The organism is Nitrosomonas marina (assembly GCF_900110145.1).
GTDB lineage: Bacteria > Pseudomonadota > Gammaproteobacteria > Burkholderiales > Nitrosomonadaceae > Nitrosomonas > Nitrosomonas marina.
The window spans coordinates 112,348-128,244 of sequence record NZ_FOCP01000008.1 but is presented as its reverse complement, the minus strand read 5'-3'; the positions used below and the strand labels follow the sequence as shown (position 1 = coordinate 128,244).

Below are 15,897 nucleotides of genomic sequence, written 5' to 3'. Positions count from 1 at the left end.
TAATTTTTTATGCTCGATCTTAAATCGATTTTTGCGTCGGACGGTCTGTTGTCCGCACAGATACCGGGTTACCGCGAGCGCAGTCAGCAGCTTGAAATGGCTGAAGCAATTGCTGAAACCATGGAAAACAATGGTGTGTTGATCGCTGAGGCTGGTACGGGTACTGGAAAGACATTTGCCTACCTTGTACCTGCTTTGCTTGCGGGTGGAAAAGTCATTATTTCAACAGGCACCAAAACACTGCAGGACCAATTGTTCAACCGGGACATTCCCGGTGTGCGCGCTGCGCTGAATGTGCCGGTGAGCGTGGCGTTGCTCAAGGGCCGTGCCAATTATGTCTGTCGTTATCATCTTGAGAGAACACTGCATGACGAACATCTGGCCTTTGTCAACCGTAGTGAAGTTAAATATCTGCAGCAGATTGAGCGCTACGCGGCACAAAAGAGCAGTAATGGTGATAAAAGCGGGTTGGCTACGGTGCCGGAAGACGCATCCGTCTGGCACCATGTGACAGCTACACGCGAGAACTGTCTTGGCGCGGAGTGTCCGCATTATAAAAACTGTTTTCTGATGGAGGCCCGAAAAAAAGCGCTTGCGGCAGATATTGTGGTGGTGAATCACCATTTGTTTTTTGCGGATGTCATGCTGCGTGACGAAGGCCTGACCGAATTGTTGCCGGCCTGCAATTCAGTAATTTTCGATGAAGCACATCAGCTGCCGGAAACGGCGAGTCTTTTTTTCGGTGAATCAATCAGCACCGGACAGTTACTCGATCTTGCGCACGACACAAAAGCGGAAGCGCTGCAGGCGGCGCGGGACTGCTTAATCCTACCGGACGCTATCGCTGCGTTGGAAAAAGCCGCCAGGGATTTGCGTTTGACAGTTACTGAAGATCATGTTCGTTTTTCACTGCCGGTCATGAAAAAAAAACCAGCTTTCACGGCTGCGCTGAATACGCTGCAGGAAAAACTTGTGGCATTGGGCGGCATACTGGAAGAGCAGGCGGAGCGTTCCGAAGGTCTGGAAAACTGCTGGCGGCGCGCAGATGAGCATATCAGTCTTATCAAACGCTGGCGTGACGATGCAGAAACTGCGGAAAATGTGCGCTGGGTGGAAGTTTACAGCAGAGTAATGCAACTTAATTCGACGCCACTGTCGATCGCCGAAATTTTTGGCCGTCAACTGGCGGCAACGCCACGTGCCTGGATATTTACCTCGGCAACGTTGTCCGTGAACAAAAATTTCGATCACTATCTTGGTGAAATGGGACTGGGGGACGCCAGATCAGTGAGCTGGGACAGTCCGTTTAACTTCCCTGAACAGGCGCTGATGTATGTGCCGGCAACCATACCAGAACCCCCTCATAAGGACTATATTGGCCATATTGTCAGGGCGGCAATGCCTGTATTGAAGGCCAGCCGTGGCCGGGCTTTTTTTCTGTGTACCAGTTTGCGTGCCATGCAGCAGGTTCATGCACAACTGACTGTTGCTTTCGAATCAGAACAAATCGATTATCCGCTGCTGCTGCAGGGAGAAGCGTCACGATCAGGCATGCTGAAACGTTTCAGCGAACTTGGCAATGCGGTATTAATCGGCAGTCATTCATTCTGGGAGGGCATCGACGTACGCGGCGCGGCGCTATCGCTGGTGATTATCGATAAACTGCCTTTTGCGCCGCCGGACGATCCTGTGCTGTCAGCCCGAATTGATAAAATTAACAGTCAAGGCGGCAATGCATTTATGGATTATCAGCTACCCCGTGCCGTGATCAGCCTGAAACAGGGTGCCGGCCGCCTGATTCGTGATGAATCGGATTGCGGGGTATTAATGATCTGTGATCCGAGATTGACAACAAAACCCTATGGACGGAAAATCTGGAAGAGTCTTCCACCGATGAAGCGAACGCGGCAATTAGTCGATGTGGAACTTTTTTTCCAGCAAAATTCACATTCGCCTGCGCATTGAACGGCTAACAGCGAACCGCACCGTAAATTCAAGTGACGACTGATGCAGTCGCTGTCAATGAATTGAATACATGAACGATTCTTATGAAAAATGCTACTGATACAACCACCTTTTCTATCAGCAGATCAATTCTTGTTTTGCTGCTGACATCACTTTGCGGCGCCTTTTATACGGTTCAGGCTTGCAAAGCGGAAACCAGTGTCCAGCCACAGACCGGTAATGACGAAGTGATTCAGGATAGGACAGGCGGATATCCTTTGCCGGAGAGAAAACCGTCGATTGAATCATCGACAACCGAGAATTTGCCTACAGATGAATCAGTTTTCAGCAAACTCAATGCGATCATTGATGCGATAAGTGCATTAGAAAAAGAGCTTGAAGCCAAATCCAGGTTATTGACCAGAGCCAATACCGAAACGGAAAAAACAACAATTCTGAATGAAATCGATGAGATCAACCGATTAATCAAAGAACAGGAAAATACATTTGAATTGATTCAGACCGGTGGACTTGATCTGGCCAAAATCGAAGATTCGGACGATAAAACGTTTGATTGGCAAAAAAATCTGCTCGAGATTCTGCAGCCGATCATGAATGAGTTGCACGAGTATACGGAGGGTAAACGCAAGATACTCGAACTTCAGAATAAAATCGCCTTTTATCAGTCCCAGATTGACGATAGCACTAAAGCACTGAAGAAAATGGCGCGTATAAACCAGGATGGGCTGGAAGACAGTGCGCTGGACAGATACCTGCGGGTCAAAAAAAAATGGGAGAACCTGCTGGAGGACAGCAGACACCAGTTGGATGCCGCAAATATCCAGCTGGACGGCATACGCCTGCTGGAGCAGGAAGAGGCCGTATCGTTCGGCGATCAGCTGAAACAGTTTGTATTGGGGCGAGGCACTACTATTTTGATGGCGTTACTGGCGTCTCTGTCGGTGTTTTTAATCCTGTCACTGTTATGGAAAGGTATTTTATTGCTGATTATACGTAAACAGAATGGCAGAATGTCCTATGTACAGCGCATTGCCAATCTTATTTTCCGCGGAATTACCGTATTGCTCTCGATCGTGACCGTTTTTATCGTGCTGGACATGCGTGACGATCAGGTGCTGGTCGCTGTAACAGTGTTACTGCTGGTTATCGTTGTCTGGGCACTTAAAAATTCTGTACCCCGTTACATCAAAGAACTGCAAACCATACTTGACGCGGGGCCGGTAAGAGAAGGGGAGCGTATTCTATATAATGGCGTTCCGATGAGAATCGAACGGTTGAATTTTTTCAGCAGGCTGGAAAACCCGGCCATGCCGGGTTTCAAATTAAGACTGCCGTTATCGGAATTAAATAACTATGTATCGCGCCCGCATACGGATGACGAAACCTGGTTTCCCTGCAAGCAGGGCGATTTTGTTTTGCTTGCGGATGGCAGATGTCTCAAGGTCAGTTCTTTAACCCCTGAACATGTGGTGCTGGCACTCGGCAATGGTTCAATGCCCCAGTTCTATTCAATCCATGATTTTTTGAGCGCATGCCCGAAGAACCTATCTTCAGGATTCATTATTACCAGCACAATGGGTATAGACTACCAATATCAGCAAGAAAGTACGACGGATATTCCCAAAATATTTCAAGAAGGCATTCTGAACAGAATGCAGCATGAAGGCTACGGTCAAACCATCAGGGACATTTCGGTATATTTCGAGCAAGCGAATTCATCTTCGCTGGACTTTAAAATTATCGGCACCTTTGATGGTGCGGCGGCGCCCGATTACTATATGATCAAACGCGATTTGCAACGGTTTGCAGTGGATGTCTGCAACCAGCAACAATGGACGATACCATTTAATCAACTGGTGGTGCATCAGCAATGACTGAATTGGAATGAGCCTGTTGGGCAGTTGGACACAGACTTGAATCCGGAAAAAAACGGCTGATTTTGGTCAATTCAGGGCTGTCGAAGATCAATAGTAATATCAGCACCGGATTCGTCGGTAGTGAACGCCGATTCACTGAATTCTGGAAAACCAAAATGTGGTTCCGGATTATTTGACAGCCCGAATGGTTCTTTGGGCATCATATTCCATTTTTTGTTGAGTTTACGGTTGCCGTCAACATCGTGGTACGCAGCGACGGCGTAGGTGCCCTGTTTCTCAAGATCCATACAGACCCTGTGCTGGCCTTCGGATGCCGGAATCCGAACGCGTTTTGTGCGTCCTTTTTTGTACAAAAAATAATCCGGGTCATGATACAGTTCAACGCTGAGAATACCGCCTGAACCGACACCATTTACAGTTACCCTGACCTGGGCGATGGTCGTGTCGCACTGGTCCGGTGTTTCATAAGGACGAATGTTCAGCTTTTCCATAGCCGCTGCAGGTTGCGCATATTGTATGCAAGTTGCGCAAGCCAGAAACAGCGCGGATCCTTTTAAAAAGGAAAGTACTGTGCTTTTTTGTTGATTGTGTTTCATTTTCGTAATTATGTGTCTCCCGAATAGACAATATAAAACAACTTCAAAAATAACATAATAAAATATAGAGCGAAAATAGTGAATGTTTCAATAGTTGCCGGAATTCGTTGAATAGGCCCTATTCTAGTGTCTGTCCATCGCTTTCATTGACAGTGTAATTCGTTTACGCTTTTCATCGATATCTATCACAGCGACTTTGACAACCTGGCCGGCTTTGACAATTGTGTGTGGATCCTTGACATAAGAATCAGCGAGTCTGGAAATATGAACGAGTCCGTCCTGATGGACGCCAATATCAACAAACGCACCAAATGCCGTAACATTGGTGACAACGCCTTCAAGCACCATTCCGGCGTACAGATCCCTGATCGTTTCAACACCGTCTTTGAACGTGGCCGTGGTAAATGTCGCCCGCGGGTCTCGTCCCGGTTTTTCAAGTTCCTGCAATATGTCTTTTACGGTCGGCAAGCCAAATTGTGTGTTCGTATAATGTTCCGGGCGAACTGACGTCAGCGCTGAATGATTGCCGGCTAACGCAGTAATATCCAGTTTGAGATCTGCCAGTATTTTTTCCACAAGTGGGTACGATTCCGGGTGTACGGCTGATGCATCAAGTGGGTTCTGGCCGTTGTGAATACGCAGAAACCCGGCAGCCTGCTCGTAGGTCTTTTCACCGAGACCGGGGACGTTTAGCAACTCGCCACGCTGCTGGAATATGCCGGTACCGTTGCGGTAATCAATGATATTGTCCGCAATACGACTGTTCAGTCCGGCGACATAGCGCAACAGGGCGGGAGAGGCTGTATTCACGTCCACGCCAACGGCATTCACGCAGTCTTCAACGACCGCATCCAGCGTCTGGGCCAACTGTTTCTGATTTACATCATGCTGATATTGACCGACGCCAATGGATTTTGGGTCGATTTTCACAAGTTCGGACAACGGGTCCTGCAAACGCCGTGCAATCGAAACCGCGCCACGCAGCGATACATCCATTTCTGCCAATTCCTCAGATGCCAGTGGGGAAGCCGAGTATACCGAGGCACCGGCCTCGGATACCATGATTGATTTCAGTTTCAACTGCGGGTATTGTTTGATCAATTGCTTGACTAACTGATCAGTTTCTCTTGAGGCGGTGCCATTACCGATGGCGATCAGTGAGACACGATACTGTTCGATCAGTTTTTTTAGCGTTTCAACCGATTTGTCTCGTTGATTATGTGGCGGGTGCGGATAAATCGTCTCGGTTGCCAGGACTTTTCCGGTAGCATCAACGACGGCCGTTTTGACACCTGTCCGTAATCCGGGATCCAGGCCGATGGTGATATGCGGACCGGCCGGCGGCGCCAGCAACAGGGCTTTAAGATTTTGTACAAATACCTGGATGGCCGAGGTTTCAGCCTGTTGCTGTAGTTGATTCAGCAACACTGATTCCAGCTGATTAAAAATTTTATTGCGCCAGCTTGTACGCACGGTATCGATCAGCCAGGCATCTGCAGGGCGTTTGCGATCGTCGATTTTGAATTGGCGTGCAATCATGGATTCGCATGGATTCAGTGTGCTGTTGCCTGTTGTTTGTTCCAGATCGGAATCAAGGCACAACTTTAATTTCAAAACTGATTCCCGTGCCCCGCGCAATAAAGCCAGCACGCGGTGGGATGGAATTTTGCCGATTGCTTCAGCGTATTGATGATAATCGGTGAATCTGGTATCTACGGTTTGCTGTGCCCTGGCCACTCTGGCTGTCAGAACCGCATGACGGTGCAGATATTCACGTAACTGTTGCAACAAGGGTGCATGTTCGGCAAAGCGTTCCATCAGAATCTGTTGCGCACCCTCCAGCGCCTGACTAGTGTCAGCAATCCCCGGATGATCACCTGCCTCTGTTGAGAACGGTTTTCTCAAAAACTGTCTAGCCTCAGTATGGGGTTGTAATTCCGGATGGCGCAACAGTCGATTCGCCAGTGGTTCCAGGCCGGCTTCGTGCGCCATTTGTGCTTTGGTGCGGCGTTTTTTCCGGTAAGGCAGATACAGGTCTTCAAGTATTGCCGAATTGTCTGCGTCCATGAGTGCATTGCGCAACACGGGCGTCATTTTGTTTTGTTTTTCGATCGCCGCGATAATTGCTTCGCGCCTTTTTTCAAGCTCGCGCAAGGCATTGAGCCTTGTTTCCAGCAGGCGCAACTGATCGGCATCCAGACCGCCGGTTATTTCCTTGCGATAACGGGCGATAAACGGGATTGTGGCACCATCATCAAGCAGCTGAATAGTCGATCGGATACGTGACTGATTGATTGCAATTTCTTTTGTCAGGCGCTGTTCGATACGCTGCGTTGAAAATGATTCGGTAGTTGGAGGCATTATTTTAATTCGGACAACAGTATGGACGATACAGGATAGCAGCAGTGTTTTTCTGGTTTGCAAAAAGCATTGTCAGGCGTATGCTGCGAAGCAGACTATACAATAATTTTACCGATAAAGGCGGAAACTTACATGAAAAAGGTGTTTGCATTGTTGATGTTGTTGATGGTGCTGCTGCCGGTTCTGCCGTTGCAGGCGGGTGAATCAATGCGCTGTGGGTCGAATCTCATCGTGCCGGGTAATACCAAGCTTGACGTGTTGAAAAAATGTGGAGAACCGGATTATATCGAGGTGATATCAAGCGCTATTGAACGCCGTACGGAGGAATGGTATTACGATGCTGGTGCCGCGAGTTTTCCGCGGGTTTTGACGTTCGAGGGATATCGGCTGATCAGTATTCAGACCGTGTCGCGGCGTTAACGGATAGATAAAAAGACAACCGCATCGCTATTGCTTCTTTATCAATCCCAGCATACTCATGGTTCTGATGAAAGAGGCTCTGGACATACGCCATAACTTCGGCAGCAGAAATGCCAGCAGTATGGTGAAGGCCACAAAAAAAATCAGAAATACAGTCGGATGATTAAGTGCTGCCCATAAACCACCTAATACTAAAAGGTCTTCCAAAACAGATGCTGACCAGTTCGAAACCGGTTCGGGTGAGGTGTTAATCATCAAACGTGTGCTCGCTTTGGCTGTATGAGTGGCCGCGGCAATACCGCCACCCAGTATACCGGCGGCTATTTCCATTGCGGGTGATACATCACCTATCGTGCCTGCAGCCAGCATAGCACCGGCAGGTATCCGGACAAAAGTGTGAATCGCATCCCATGCTGAATCTATACCAGGTATCTTGTCTGCAAAAAACTCGATAAAATACATTACGCCGGCAGCGCCGATAATCAGCGGGTCTTCAAGTATCGACAATTCAGCGGGCAAATCGATATATCCCGATGAACCACCCAGACCCATTACGAGTAACACGGCGTATAGATTGATGCCGCTGGCCCAGGTGGTGCCCATCAGTAACGCGAGCGTTGTCAATAAAGCTTCATGATTTTCCATATTATTTTGTCTGACGAGCAACTAGACACTAAAGTGAATTGTACTTTGTTATGACCGGAATACAGTATGTAATAATTAATACCAGCTGTAGCGATCAACTCCATGTGTTGATTGTTTGAATGGATCTGGCAAAGTACATTGACTGATGGCTTCTGAGTTCAAGTCATCATCAAACAAAAACGATTCATTCTGTTGTCAGTGAATAGACACAGCAGGCAATCCAGGTCTGCGATATGGCTTTATTTCTGCTGATTCCGGTGATCGTTGATTTAAAGGTTTTGTTCGATCTATTCCTGGAGATTCAGGTCAACATGCAGCTTGATGACATTTTTCATAGTACGAAAATCAGTCCATGCTAAGATCGACAGCAAGAGATCAGCGGTGACGAGCGGTGGAAATCAGTTTGTTTCAGAAGCGGTATTGATCGTTTGCCGCATAATGATGCGGTCGGACAGAAGTGCAATTGGCTTGTTGTCAGACTGCGATTATCGATTTGCTGGACGAAATGCTTTTGTAGAATAATGGCGACTGAGCAGTGACTCAAATTCATGTCGTACACCAGATGCAAGAATTGTTACGAAATGTATCGAGTTTTCTAGTAATTGATTATTAACAGTAGACTGCGTGTCGTTGGATACTTTATTGTAACGATTCTTGCTGAATCAAGTCTTCATATTCGACTGTTAACAGGGCAGTTGTGACTGAAAATAGAGATTTCTGCAATTTAAAATAAAAAAAGCAATATCTTGAAACGAGACAATTTGCCACACGACAATTCCTGTGATCAATGACGGTACGTTTTATTGAGTGATATACAAATAAAATAGTCTGGTATCTGGTAAGTACGTTCAGTTGTTGAGAATTGCTTGACATGCTGACCAATTTTTTATTCGTTCAACACTGTATTTTTATTCCGGCATACTGGTGTTGTTAATCTCACCCAAATTATTTACACTTATTTACGATTCTATTTGTTCATTAGGCGATAAAAATAATCGGGGTTTCTGAATAATAGAAATTCATAAATTCCGGATCTTTTCTCAGTTTACTGCAGCTTCTTAACTTACAGGAGACATTTTATGTATAGAAATCATGTATTGTCTGCATTAATTTTTACATTAATTTTTGTTACAGGTTGTGCAGAGCAAGGACCTGCCGAGAAAGCGGGCGAAAAGATTGATGAAAGTGTAGAAAAGAGTATGGAGGCTGTTGACGATGCTGTAGATGAAGCTGAAGATAATGCAGAAGCAGCAGGAGAGGCTATTGATGATCAGGTTGATGAAATCAAAGGAGGATATTGATATTTATCAGTTTTCTGTGCCTTATTTCCGGAAGTAAATAAGGCACAGCCTGTTTATCTCATACTCTGTTTTACAGGCAATTGTAATCAGTAGTATACGGCATCAGTGGAGTTTACTCTGATTTGCCTATGTGTTTTGTTACTTTCAAACGTTATGCAGCATTGACTGTGAAAACCTTTTTCAACAGTTTTGATGAATAGGCAGCCTCTGGCATCTGGTTCAGATGGTGTTTGTAAGTTTGCTGTTCATCAAGTTTGTTATGGATAGATGATGTGCTGTGAGATGAGGGTCTATTGGTATTGACTGTATGTCGAGTTGATATCCGAATGATTGATTAAAGAGGGAAACGATATTCATGGAATTTTCTGCACGGCTACTTATGACTGAGTTTGTGACCCATGATGTAAAGCGTTTTATTCTGGATAAACCGGAGGGATTTAACTTTACACCGGGTCAGGCAGTGGAAATTGCCATTGATAACGATCAGTGGAGAGATGAAGCCAGACCATTTACCCCAACATCGTTAGTTGAAGACGGAGTACTTGAATTTATCATCAAACAGTATCCGGATCATCAAGGTGTAACCCAAATGCTCCATAAGCTAAAAGCCGACGCTTCGCTGAAAATCAGCAAACCGTTCGGTACCATTCAGTATCAAGGTCCGGGTGTGTTTATTGCAGGTGGTGCAGGTATCACGCCTTTCATTGCTATTTTGCGGCACTTGGCACAAAAAGATGAATTGAGTGGGCAGACTCTGATTTTTTCTAATAAAACACCAGCGGATATCATTTTGGAAAAAGAATTTCGTTTTCTGTTGGGTAACCGTTGTTTGTTGACTTGTACCGAGCAAAGTGTTCCTGGTTATGATAACTCAATAATCGACAAGGATTTTCTGAAAGAACACATCAGTAATTTTAAACAGCATTTTTATCTGTGCGGTCCTGGTGGTTTTATGGAATCAATTACAGATGCCTTGAAATCGCTTGGTGCAAAACCCGATGCATTGGTTTTTGAGGAATGATAGCAACAATCAAATAACGATCAACAGGCTGTTAAGTTTCTGCAGACTTGAAGATAAGTCTTTTTGACACTTGGGTTACAGCGCGGTGCATGGTGTTTTATCAACACTTGCTTTAAATGTTGAACTTTTAATACTGCCAAATTCTTGCCCTTTTGAGATTTTTCAGAAGTCTGGGTATCGATTGTTCAAATACATAAGTTTAATCAGCAATCATTATAAACAAGGAGTTAGATATGATTCGTAATTTCTTTTATAACAGATTGAATATAGTAGTTGGATTGGCATTACTGATGTATGTTGTATCGTCGAACACTTTTGCCGGTTCGGAGATTAAATTGGGCGCAGCAGACTATGTTTCTGATCGCGATATGAGTGTCAAACAAATAACCGGAATCGAAGTTGTTGATGAGGAAAAGAAAAAAATTGGAAAAGTCAATGATTTATTACTCGATAAGAATAACGCAGTAGCATATGCAGTAGTCTATTTGGGCGGTGTGTTCGGTGTGGAAATCGATAAACAGGTTGCTGTACCATTTGGTCAGCAGCGTATTATTAAGGAGCCTACTGACTCGGAAAGAGTGTTTGCTCTGAATGTGTCGTTACCAGCATTGCAACAGGAGCCAGAGTTCAAACCGGGAGATGCGAATGCTACTAAGTACGTTGACACAGTACTTGCGAGTACAATGACCGGTCTAGATGTGTTCGGGAAAAATGATAATATGCTGGGCGTTATTCAGGATTTTATTTTTAATAATAGCCATGAAGTTGTATATGCGATTATTCGAACCAGCGGTGTGGCTGGAATTAGTGACAAACTAGTCGCGGCGCCTTATCATGTGTTGACTGTTAATGAAAAAGAGAAAAAAGTAATCCTGAACGTGACAGATGAGGCTCTGGAAAAGGCGCCTGTATTTCAATATTAAACCGGACCTGTAGCTTGGCCTGTCTAACTGTCTGGTTATTATACAGAACCCACCAGCCGGTCTTCGTATTTGATCATTAAACGGTTCAAAGCAACTTTCCTGTTTTTTATCGGCATCGACCAGTTTTCAGGAAGCTTCTGAATCGTTGATTGGAAACGATTTATATTTTCTGATCGCTGTATGAAAATTTTTTGGGTGATTCATAGCATTGGAAGTATAAATGGCATAGTGAGTATTCTCGCGATATTTAAGAAGCGAATAAATGTCATCCCAATGTGTGTGCTATGACCGGCTGATCTTCAGGTATTTTTCGTTTCATCGTGGAGCACATTGATTCAGCACCAGCGAGACTTCTTCTTCGGTACGGTCTGACAGATGTGCTTTTAGTCGGCACTGACAGTTTTGCAATCCTTCCGCCACACAAAAGTTAACCGAGTTACGTACCATGTGCGCCATACACAACTGAGTTTGTTGCGTGTCGGGGAAAGCTGCGGTAAAAGTGTCAGTTGGCCTTTCAGGCCACCGACGCAGACATGTAACATATCATCGGTCTTATGATTTGAAGCTTTGTCAGTACCTTCAACCAGAAATAGGCATTTCAGCGATAGGTTCTGCTGGAAAAACCATTGCGCCGATTGTCAGATTGCATTTGATTGTGCTTGATGTACCCAAGATGTTCATCAAGCTAAGCGTACAGCGCTATCTCATTTCTATTTGGCCAAATTCATGTGGGCTCTGTTCTGCCCTTATCACTCTCGCAGACGACCGGTAAAGTTGCTCGAAATCTTTTTTGTGTTACGTCTATGCTTTTAACACACCAATGAAAGACAATCATGCAGTTAGGGAGATGGTGTTTCTTAATAGTACCTGCTTTATTATCAATGTTTTTTATTTATTCACTTCATCATAAATTGTGCTGTTTCGAAGAAATTGTCCTGGTTACAAATCGGAAATATCCTGTTTAGTCTTATCGTTCGTGTGGACAGTCAACGGTTCTTTAAATGTAAGCGTACGGTAGGGAAAGGGAATCTCAATACTAGCATCGTCAAGCGCTGTTTTGATAGCGGTAATAATTTCGCCGCGTGAACGACGGATATCAACCGGTTTGTTTTCAGTCCACCAGGCTACTTCTATATCAATGCTACTGGCGCCGAATGCTTGCGGAAAAATCTCTACCGGTTCTGATAATGCCACGGTATGGCATTTTTTGACTGCTTGTTCGATGACTTGAACGGCTTTGGACACATTTTCACCATAAGCCACTCCAGTAATTATCGTAACACGCCTGTATGGCTTGTTTGTAAGCACGGTAACCGGATTTTTGAATAATGTGGAATTTGGTATAAGTATCAGTTCGCCTGATGTTAGGCGTATTTCCGTCATACGGATGTTGACGTTTTCAACCTTGCCGGTTATACCCTGACATTCGATAAAATCCCCGTTTTCAAATGGAAAACGCCACAGTAAAAGTATTCCCGCAAAAAAGTTTTCAAAGATATCCTGAAAAGCAAAACCAATTGCAATGGATACGATACCTAAACCGCCCAAAGCGGTTGTCGGTGTTAACCCGGGAAACCAGAACATCGCAGCCATTAGTAAACCAGCAATCCAGATACAGATAATAATTAACCGGATGATCAGGTCTCTAAGCGATCTGCGTAACCTTTGAAAATTAAATAACCGGTTTCCAAGTTTGGAGAACAAATTGGCTATAACCCATGTCAGAATCAGCACCAGAATACCTGCAAGCAGATATGGCGTATGTTCCAGAAAATTTTTCCAAATATCTAAAAGTGTTTCTCGTAGCGTTTGCGCGACTTCTGTGACAGAATCGGGTGCATTAACCTGGCCAGAGCCTGATGGTTCATGAGTTGATTGATTCAGAAAATTATTTGTATCGAACACAGTGTTCTGGACAGTTACAATCATTGGTTATCCGGTAAATAATTAGGATATTTAAAAGTGAAGTTCGGGACGTTACGTGTTCGCCTGACATGATTATATAACTGTGTGATTGTGACGGCTACAAATTCTGCTTGTCATAATAACCAGTTAATAATTCGGTAATAAACCTTCAATAAATTGAACAAATAATGAAATATATTTCAGGTGCTATACAAACATCTATAAATATAACTATTCAGCTACAATGCATTGATCTGTTGTTGTATCCGGGTATTGAGAATGGAACAGACCAAGGAAAAAATCACCGTTTATTATGATGGTGCCTGCCAAAGTTGTGTCGAAGACCGGGAAAACTATGAAAAAATGGCCGGTGAAACAGGTGCGGATGTCGACTGGTTTGATATTACCGGCCAAGATGACCAGTTACGCAGCATGGGTATTGATCCGTACAAAGCCAAAACGGAGTTGCATGTGCGTGATGAGAACCAGCATGTTCATTCAGAACTGGACGCCTATATTCTGTTAATGCGTCGAGTCCCGCGACTAAAACCGCTGGCCTGGCTGATCGGATTGCCGGTGATTCGACCTGTGCTGTCTTCACTTTATCGCTGGATGGTCAAGCGGCGCATGCAATCGAGCGGGCGCTTGTGATATGAAACCAGCTTGGAAAGTACCTGTTCCCTGCAGTGGTTAGGCTTATCTCATCGTGTATTTCCGGATAGCATACAAATCGACTGACTGAAACAGCTGACCAAAGCAGTTCCGCTATATTATTGAAATAAGGAGACTTAAATCATGCGCGTACATCAAACAGTTCTTTCTGTTGTTGCACTGATCTTATCCGTTGGTTCTGGTTGTAATATGCAAGAGAATGATGTGGTGTCGCTAGTACCGGATGTCGAGAAGAATATCGATTTCAATACTGTTAAATGGTACGCCGTGCGTGCGAGCGCAGCTTATGATTCGGAAGCGGAAATTAAAACGGCCTTTCCCGACACAGTGCGTGTCGCACAGGTTGGCGATACTCAGGTGCAGTATTTTCTGGAGTTTGACACGGCACGCAATATTCAGATTATCAGTATTCGTGGAACTGCCAACCTTAAAAATATCATAGAAGACGTGGAATACATCGAATCAAAAAATGACAGGCTTGGCATTTATGTCCATAAGGGGTTTGACGAGGACACATTCAAGATTTACCAGGATATTCTGCCTTTTTTGAAAAAAGATCATGCAGTGAGGCTGACAGGCCATTCGTTGGGTGCGGCAATTGCCGCTTTATTGATGATATATCTGCATGAAGATGGTTACGAGGTTCAGCGGCTGGTCAATTTCGGCCAGCCAAAATTTACCAATAAACAGGGTGTAGCGCGGTACCATTCGCTTCCGTTAACACGAATTGTCGATGAAAATGATGTTGTTCCGCTACTGCCGCCAGTAACACTGGTGAATGCGCTGCATGGCGGCTATGAACACATGGGTGACGAAGTGATTCTTTTGAAAGGTGAAGAATATATTTATCTTGAGCAACATCAGGCTGATACGAAAAAAGTGGAAGGTTTCTGGAACAATCTCGATCATGAAAGTATCAAGGAACATTTGATTGCCAATTATCTGAAAAACATAAACAGCAAGCTTGTCAAAGCCGAACAGGTGCCTTTTGCGGCGCGTGAAGTTTATCTGGACCGTCATGCAGATTGAGATGACAGGCCTCTGGGATAAACTGTATCAGTAGGCGTCGTGGGTAGTTCATGGACAAACGATGAATCAGGTATCAGCTTCTAGCCAAATAGTGCCTGATTCCAAGCTGTATGTTTGTGGCTGGTATTCGTAGCGTTTTCAAGGTGGGGCCTGATTTGGCCCGAAGATAAAGGAGGGGCATGAAAAAAACACGTTCAATAACACCGGAGCGCCGGGAGGCGTTTTCGCGGGCTGCTGCGGATGCAAGTCTCCGGCGCCAATATTCAGCAGGCAATCTGTAAAACAGCGCTGAAATGATTGCACAGCGGACAATGATTGCGGACATCCATAACAGTCCCAAAATGGTCGCGCAGCGTAAACAGATTCACTCTATACAGAACAGTCCGCGAATAACTGCGCAGTACAGGCAGGCAAAGCCAGACAGCATTCGACCCAGTCCTGTTTTCCCTGCTACTGTGGCACAAAGAGTCATCAAGCTGGACGGCGCGGATATAGATACTGCACAGTTGTTAGCCGAATCCGCTGACAAGGCGGAAAAAATTATCATAGCAAACTGGGACTGGTCAGAAACCGTGCATGATTTTACAACCAATGAAGCACGGAACCTGTCTGCGAAACAAAGTCTGTTGAATGCAATCCAGGTGGCGAAGAGTAAGGATAAAGACGTGCCGGCTTTGTTCAGTGCCGCCAATCTCAAGTTTCTGACAAAGGCTGAAGGTAGACTGCCAACCTTATACTTTGTGCAAGGTGCCGATAGCGGACGATTAAGGCAACAGCACGGCGGCGGACCCGCGGTATCGTCCGAGGTGAATAAGATCGACTATTTTTTGCCTCAAAATCCAAGATGCTCGATTTCCACGCGGTCGCCGTGCAGGCCTTGATGAATCAGGAAGACTTTAGTCCGGATTTAAACGCGTACGAGGCTACAATGGTCCCGACAGCCGGCTATGCACATTTCGAAGCAACCTACAGTGGCCGTAAACTGATCAAGATTCATCCATCGGGTGGTACCGTGGATACAAACCTGGATGCGTATACAGATCTCAAAATCAAGGCAATTTACCAAGGGATTATTGGTCTGACAACTTAACACATAGCTTGTATCCAGCAAATTCTGCACATGATTATGTAATGGTTTTATCAGGAATACCAGCACTGGCATCAGCTTGAAAGATACCCGGC

The 15,897-nt window shown here is 45.1% G+C and carries 14 protein-coding genes; 10 read left to right on the top strand and 4 right to left on the bottom strand.

The features are described 5' to 3' along the window. The first annotated feature begins 9 nt into the window (after positions 1–9). Both yoaA and BMX44_RS07645 read left to right on the top strand, forming a co-directional pair. Positions 10–1,965, top strand: a complete 1,956-nt coding sequence (yoaA, locus tag BMX44_RS07650; RefSeq protein WP_090630683.1) for a DNA repair helicase YoaA — start codon at positions 10–12, stop codon at positions 1,963–1,965. Between the two features lie 83 nt (positions 1,966–2,048). Beyond that, positions 2,049–3,839, top strand: coding sequence for an AAA family ATPase (locus BMX44_RS07645; RefSeq protein WP_090630680.1), 1,791 nt, complete (start codon positions 2,049–2,051; stop codon positions 3,837–3,839). Between the two features lie 74 nt (positions 3,840–3,913). Here BMX44_RS07645 and BMX44_RS07640 read toward each other — a convergent pair whose 3' ends face one another. Continuing rightward, a complete protein-coding gene (locus BMX44_RS07640) occupies positions 3,914–4,333 on the bottom strand; it encodes a DUF2141 domain-containing protein (protein ID WP_245738864.1) in 420 nt (139 codons plus the stop codon). A gap of 228 nt (positions 4,334–4,561) precedes the next feature. Continuing rightward, a complete protein-coding gene (locus BMX44_RS07635; RefSeq protein WP_090630806.1) occupies positions 4,562–6,799 on the bottom strand; it encodes a Tex family protein in 2,238 nt (745 codons plus the stop codon). A 132-nt stretch (positions 6,800–6,931) separates the two neighbouring features. On the opposite strand from BMX44_RS07635, the gene BMX44_RS07630 reads away from it, so the two are divergent. Next, positions 6,932–7,219 (top strand): DUF2845 domain-containing protein, encoded by a 288-nt coding sequence (locus tag BMX44_RS07630; RefSeq protein WP_143056905.1) that lies wholly within the window; start codon positions 6,932–6,934, stop codon positions 7,217–7,219. 27 nt (positions 7,220–7,246) lie between these two features. On the opposite strand, the gene BMX44_RS07625 is transcribed toward BMX44_RS07630, so the two are convergent. Next, positions 7,247–7,864, bottom strand: coding sequence for a DUF4126 domain-containing protein (locus tag BMX44_RS07625; protein ID WP_090630671.1), 618 nt, complete (start codon positions 7,862–7,864; stop codon positions 7,247–7,249). Between the two features lie 1,079 nt (positions 7,865–8,943). Between BMX44_RS07625 and BMX44_RS07620 the strand changes: the two genes are divergently transcribed. The 3 genes from BMX44_RS07620 to BMX44_RS07610 all read left to right on the top strand — a co-directional run bounded on the left by BMX44_RS07620 (position 8,944) and on the right by BMX44_RS07610 (position 11,109). Beyond that, positions 8,944–9,165 (top strand): hypothetical protein, encoded by a 222-nt coding sequence (locus tag BMX44_RS07620; RefSeq protein ID WP_090630668.1) that lies wholly within the window; start codon positions 8,944–8,946, stop codon positions 9,163–9,165. Between the two features lie 355 nt (positions 9,166–9,520). Continuing rightward, entirely contained in the window at positions 9,521–10,186 is a 666-nt protein-coding gene (locus BMX44_RS07615) for an FAD-binding oxidoreductase (RefSeq protein ID WP_090630666.1), read from the top strand. 233 nt (positions 10,187–10,419) lie between these two features. Next, positions 10,420–11,109: a PRC-barrel domain-containing protein gene (locus tag BMX44_RS07610; RefSeq protein WP_090630664.1), complete on the top strand. Its 690-nt coding sequence runs from the start codon at positions 10,420–10,422 to the stop codon at positions 11,107–11,109. Positions 11,110–12,048: 939 nt separating this feature from the next. Here the strand turns inward: BMX44_RS07610 and BMX44_RS07605 are convergent. Next, a complete protein-coding gene (locus BMX44_RS07605) occupies positions 12,049–13,038 on the bottom strand; it encodes a mechanosensitive ion channel family protein (protein ID WP_090630661.1) in 990 nt (329 codons plus the stop codon). Between the two features lie 255 nt (positions 13,039–13,293). On the opposite strand from BMX44_RS07605, the gene BMX44_RS07600 reads away from it, so the two are divergent. The 4 genes from BMX44_RS07600 (at position 13,294) to BMX44_RS07585 (ending at position 15,805) form a co-directional block, all read left to right on the top strand. Then, on the top strand, positions 13,294–13,665 hold the full coding sequence (locus BMX44_RS07600) for a thiol-disulfide oxidoreductase DCC family protein (RefSeq protein WP_090630658.1): 372 nt from the start codon (positions 13,294–13,296) through the stop codon (positions 13,663–13,665). Between the two features lie 144 nt (positions 13,666–13,809). Next, positions 13,810–14,715: a lipase family protein gene (locus BMX44_RS07595; protein ID WP_218143931.1), complete on the top strand. Its 906-nt coding sequence runs from the start codon at positions 13,810–13,812 to the stop codon at positions 14,713–14,715. 293 nt (positions 14,716–15,008) lie between these two features. Continuing rightward, positions 15,009–15,596: a hypothetical protein gene (locus tag BMX44_RS07590; protein ID WP_090630655.1), complete on the top strand. Its 588-nt coding sequence runs from the start codon at positions 15,009–15,011 to the stop codon at positions 15,594–15,596. Beyond that, positions 15,596–15,805: a hypothetical protein gene (locus tag BMX44_RS07585; RefSeq protein ID WP_090630652.1), complete on the top strand. Its 210-nt coding sequence runs from the start codon at positions 15,596–15,598 to the stop codon at positions 15,803–15,805. The genes BMX44_RS07590 and BMX44_RS07585 overlap by 1 nt, the downstream gene beginning before the upstream one ends. Positions 15,806–15,897 lie beyond the last annotated feature (92 nt).

Excerpts from the sequence above, each read along its gene's own strand:
- BMX44_RS07610 (WP_090630664.1), top strand. The coding sequence starts at position 10,420 with ATGATTCGTAATTTCTTTTATAACAGATTGAATATAGTAGTTGGATTG.
- yoaA (WP_090630683.1), top strand. The coding sequence starts at position 10 with ATGCTCGATCTTAAATCGATTTTTGCGTCGGACGGTCTGTTGTCCGCA.
- BMX44_RS07640 (WP_245738864.1), bottom strand. The coding sequence starts at position 4,333 with ATGGAAAAGCTGAACATTCGTCCTTATGAAACACCGGACCAGTGCGAC.
- BMX44_RS07625 (WP_090630671.1), bottom strand. The coding sequence starts at position 7,864 with ATGGAAAATCATGAAGCTTTATTGACAACGCTCGCGTTACTGATGGGC.
- BMX44_RS07600 (WP_090630658.1), top strand. The coding sequence starts at position 13,294 with ATGGAACAGACCAAGGAAAAAATCACCGTTTATTATGATGGTGCCTGC.
- BMX44_RS07635 (WP_090630806.1), bottom strand. The coding sequence starts at position 6,799 with ATGCCTCCAACTACCGAATCATTTTCAACGCAGCGTATCGAACAGCGC.
- BMX44_RS07605 (WP_090630661.1), bottom strand. The coding sequence starts at position 13,038 with ATGATTGTAACTGTCCAGAACACTGTGTTCGATACAAATAATTTTCTG.
- BMX44_RS07645 (WP_090630680.1), top strand. The coding sequence starts at position 2,049 with ATGAAAAATGCTACTGATACAACCACCTTTTCTATCAGCAGATCAATT.
- BMX44_RS07595 (WP_218143931.1), top strand. The coding sequence starts at position 13,810 with ATGCGCGTACATCAAACAGTTCTTTCTGTTGTTGCACTGATCTTATCC.
- BMX44_RS07620 (WP_090630668.1), top strand. The coding sequence starts at position 8,944 with ATGTATAGAAATCATGTATTGTCTGCATTAATTTTTACATTAATTTTT.
- BMX44_RS07590 (WP_090630655.1), top strand. The coding sequence starts at position 15,009 with ATGATTGCACAGCGGACAATGATTGCGGACATCCATAACAGTCCCAAA.
- BMX44_RS07630 (WP_143056905.1), top strand. The coding sequence starts at position 6,932 with ATGAAAAAGGTGTTTGCATTGTTGATGTTGTTGATGGTGCTGCTGCCG.
- BMX44_RS07585 (WP_090630652.1), top strand. The coding sequence starts at position 15,596 with ATGAATCAGGAAGACTTTAGTCCGGATTTAAACGCGTACGAGGCTACA.
- BMX44_RS07615 (WP_090630666.1), top strand. The coding sequence starts at position 9,521 with ATGGAATTTTCTGCACGGCTACTTATGACTGAGTTTGTGACCCATGAT.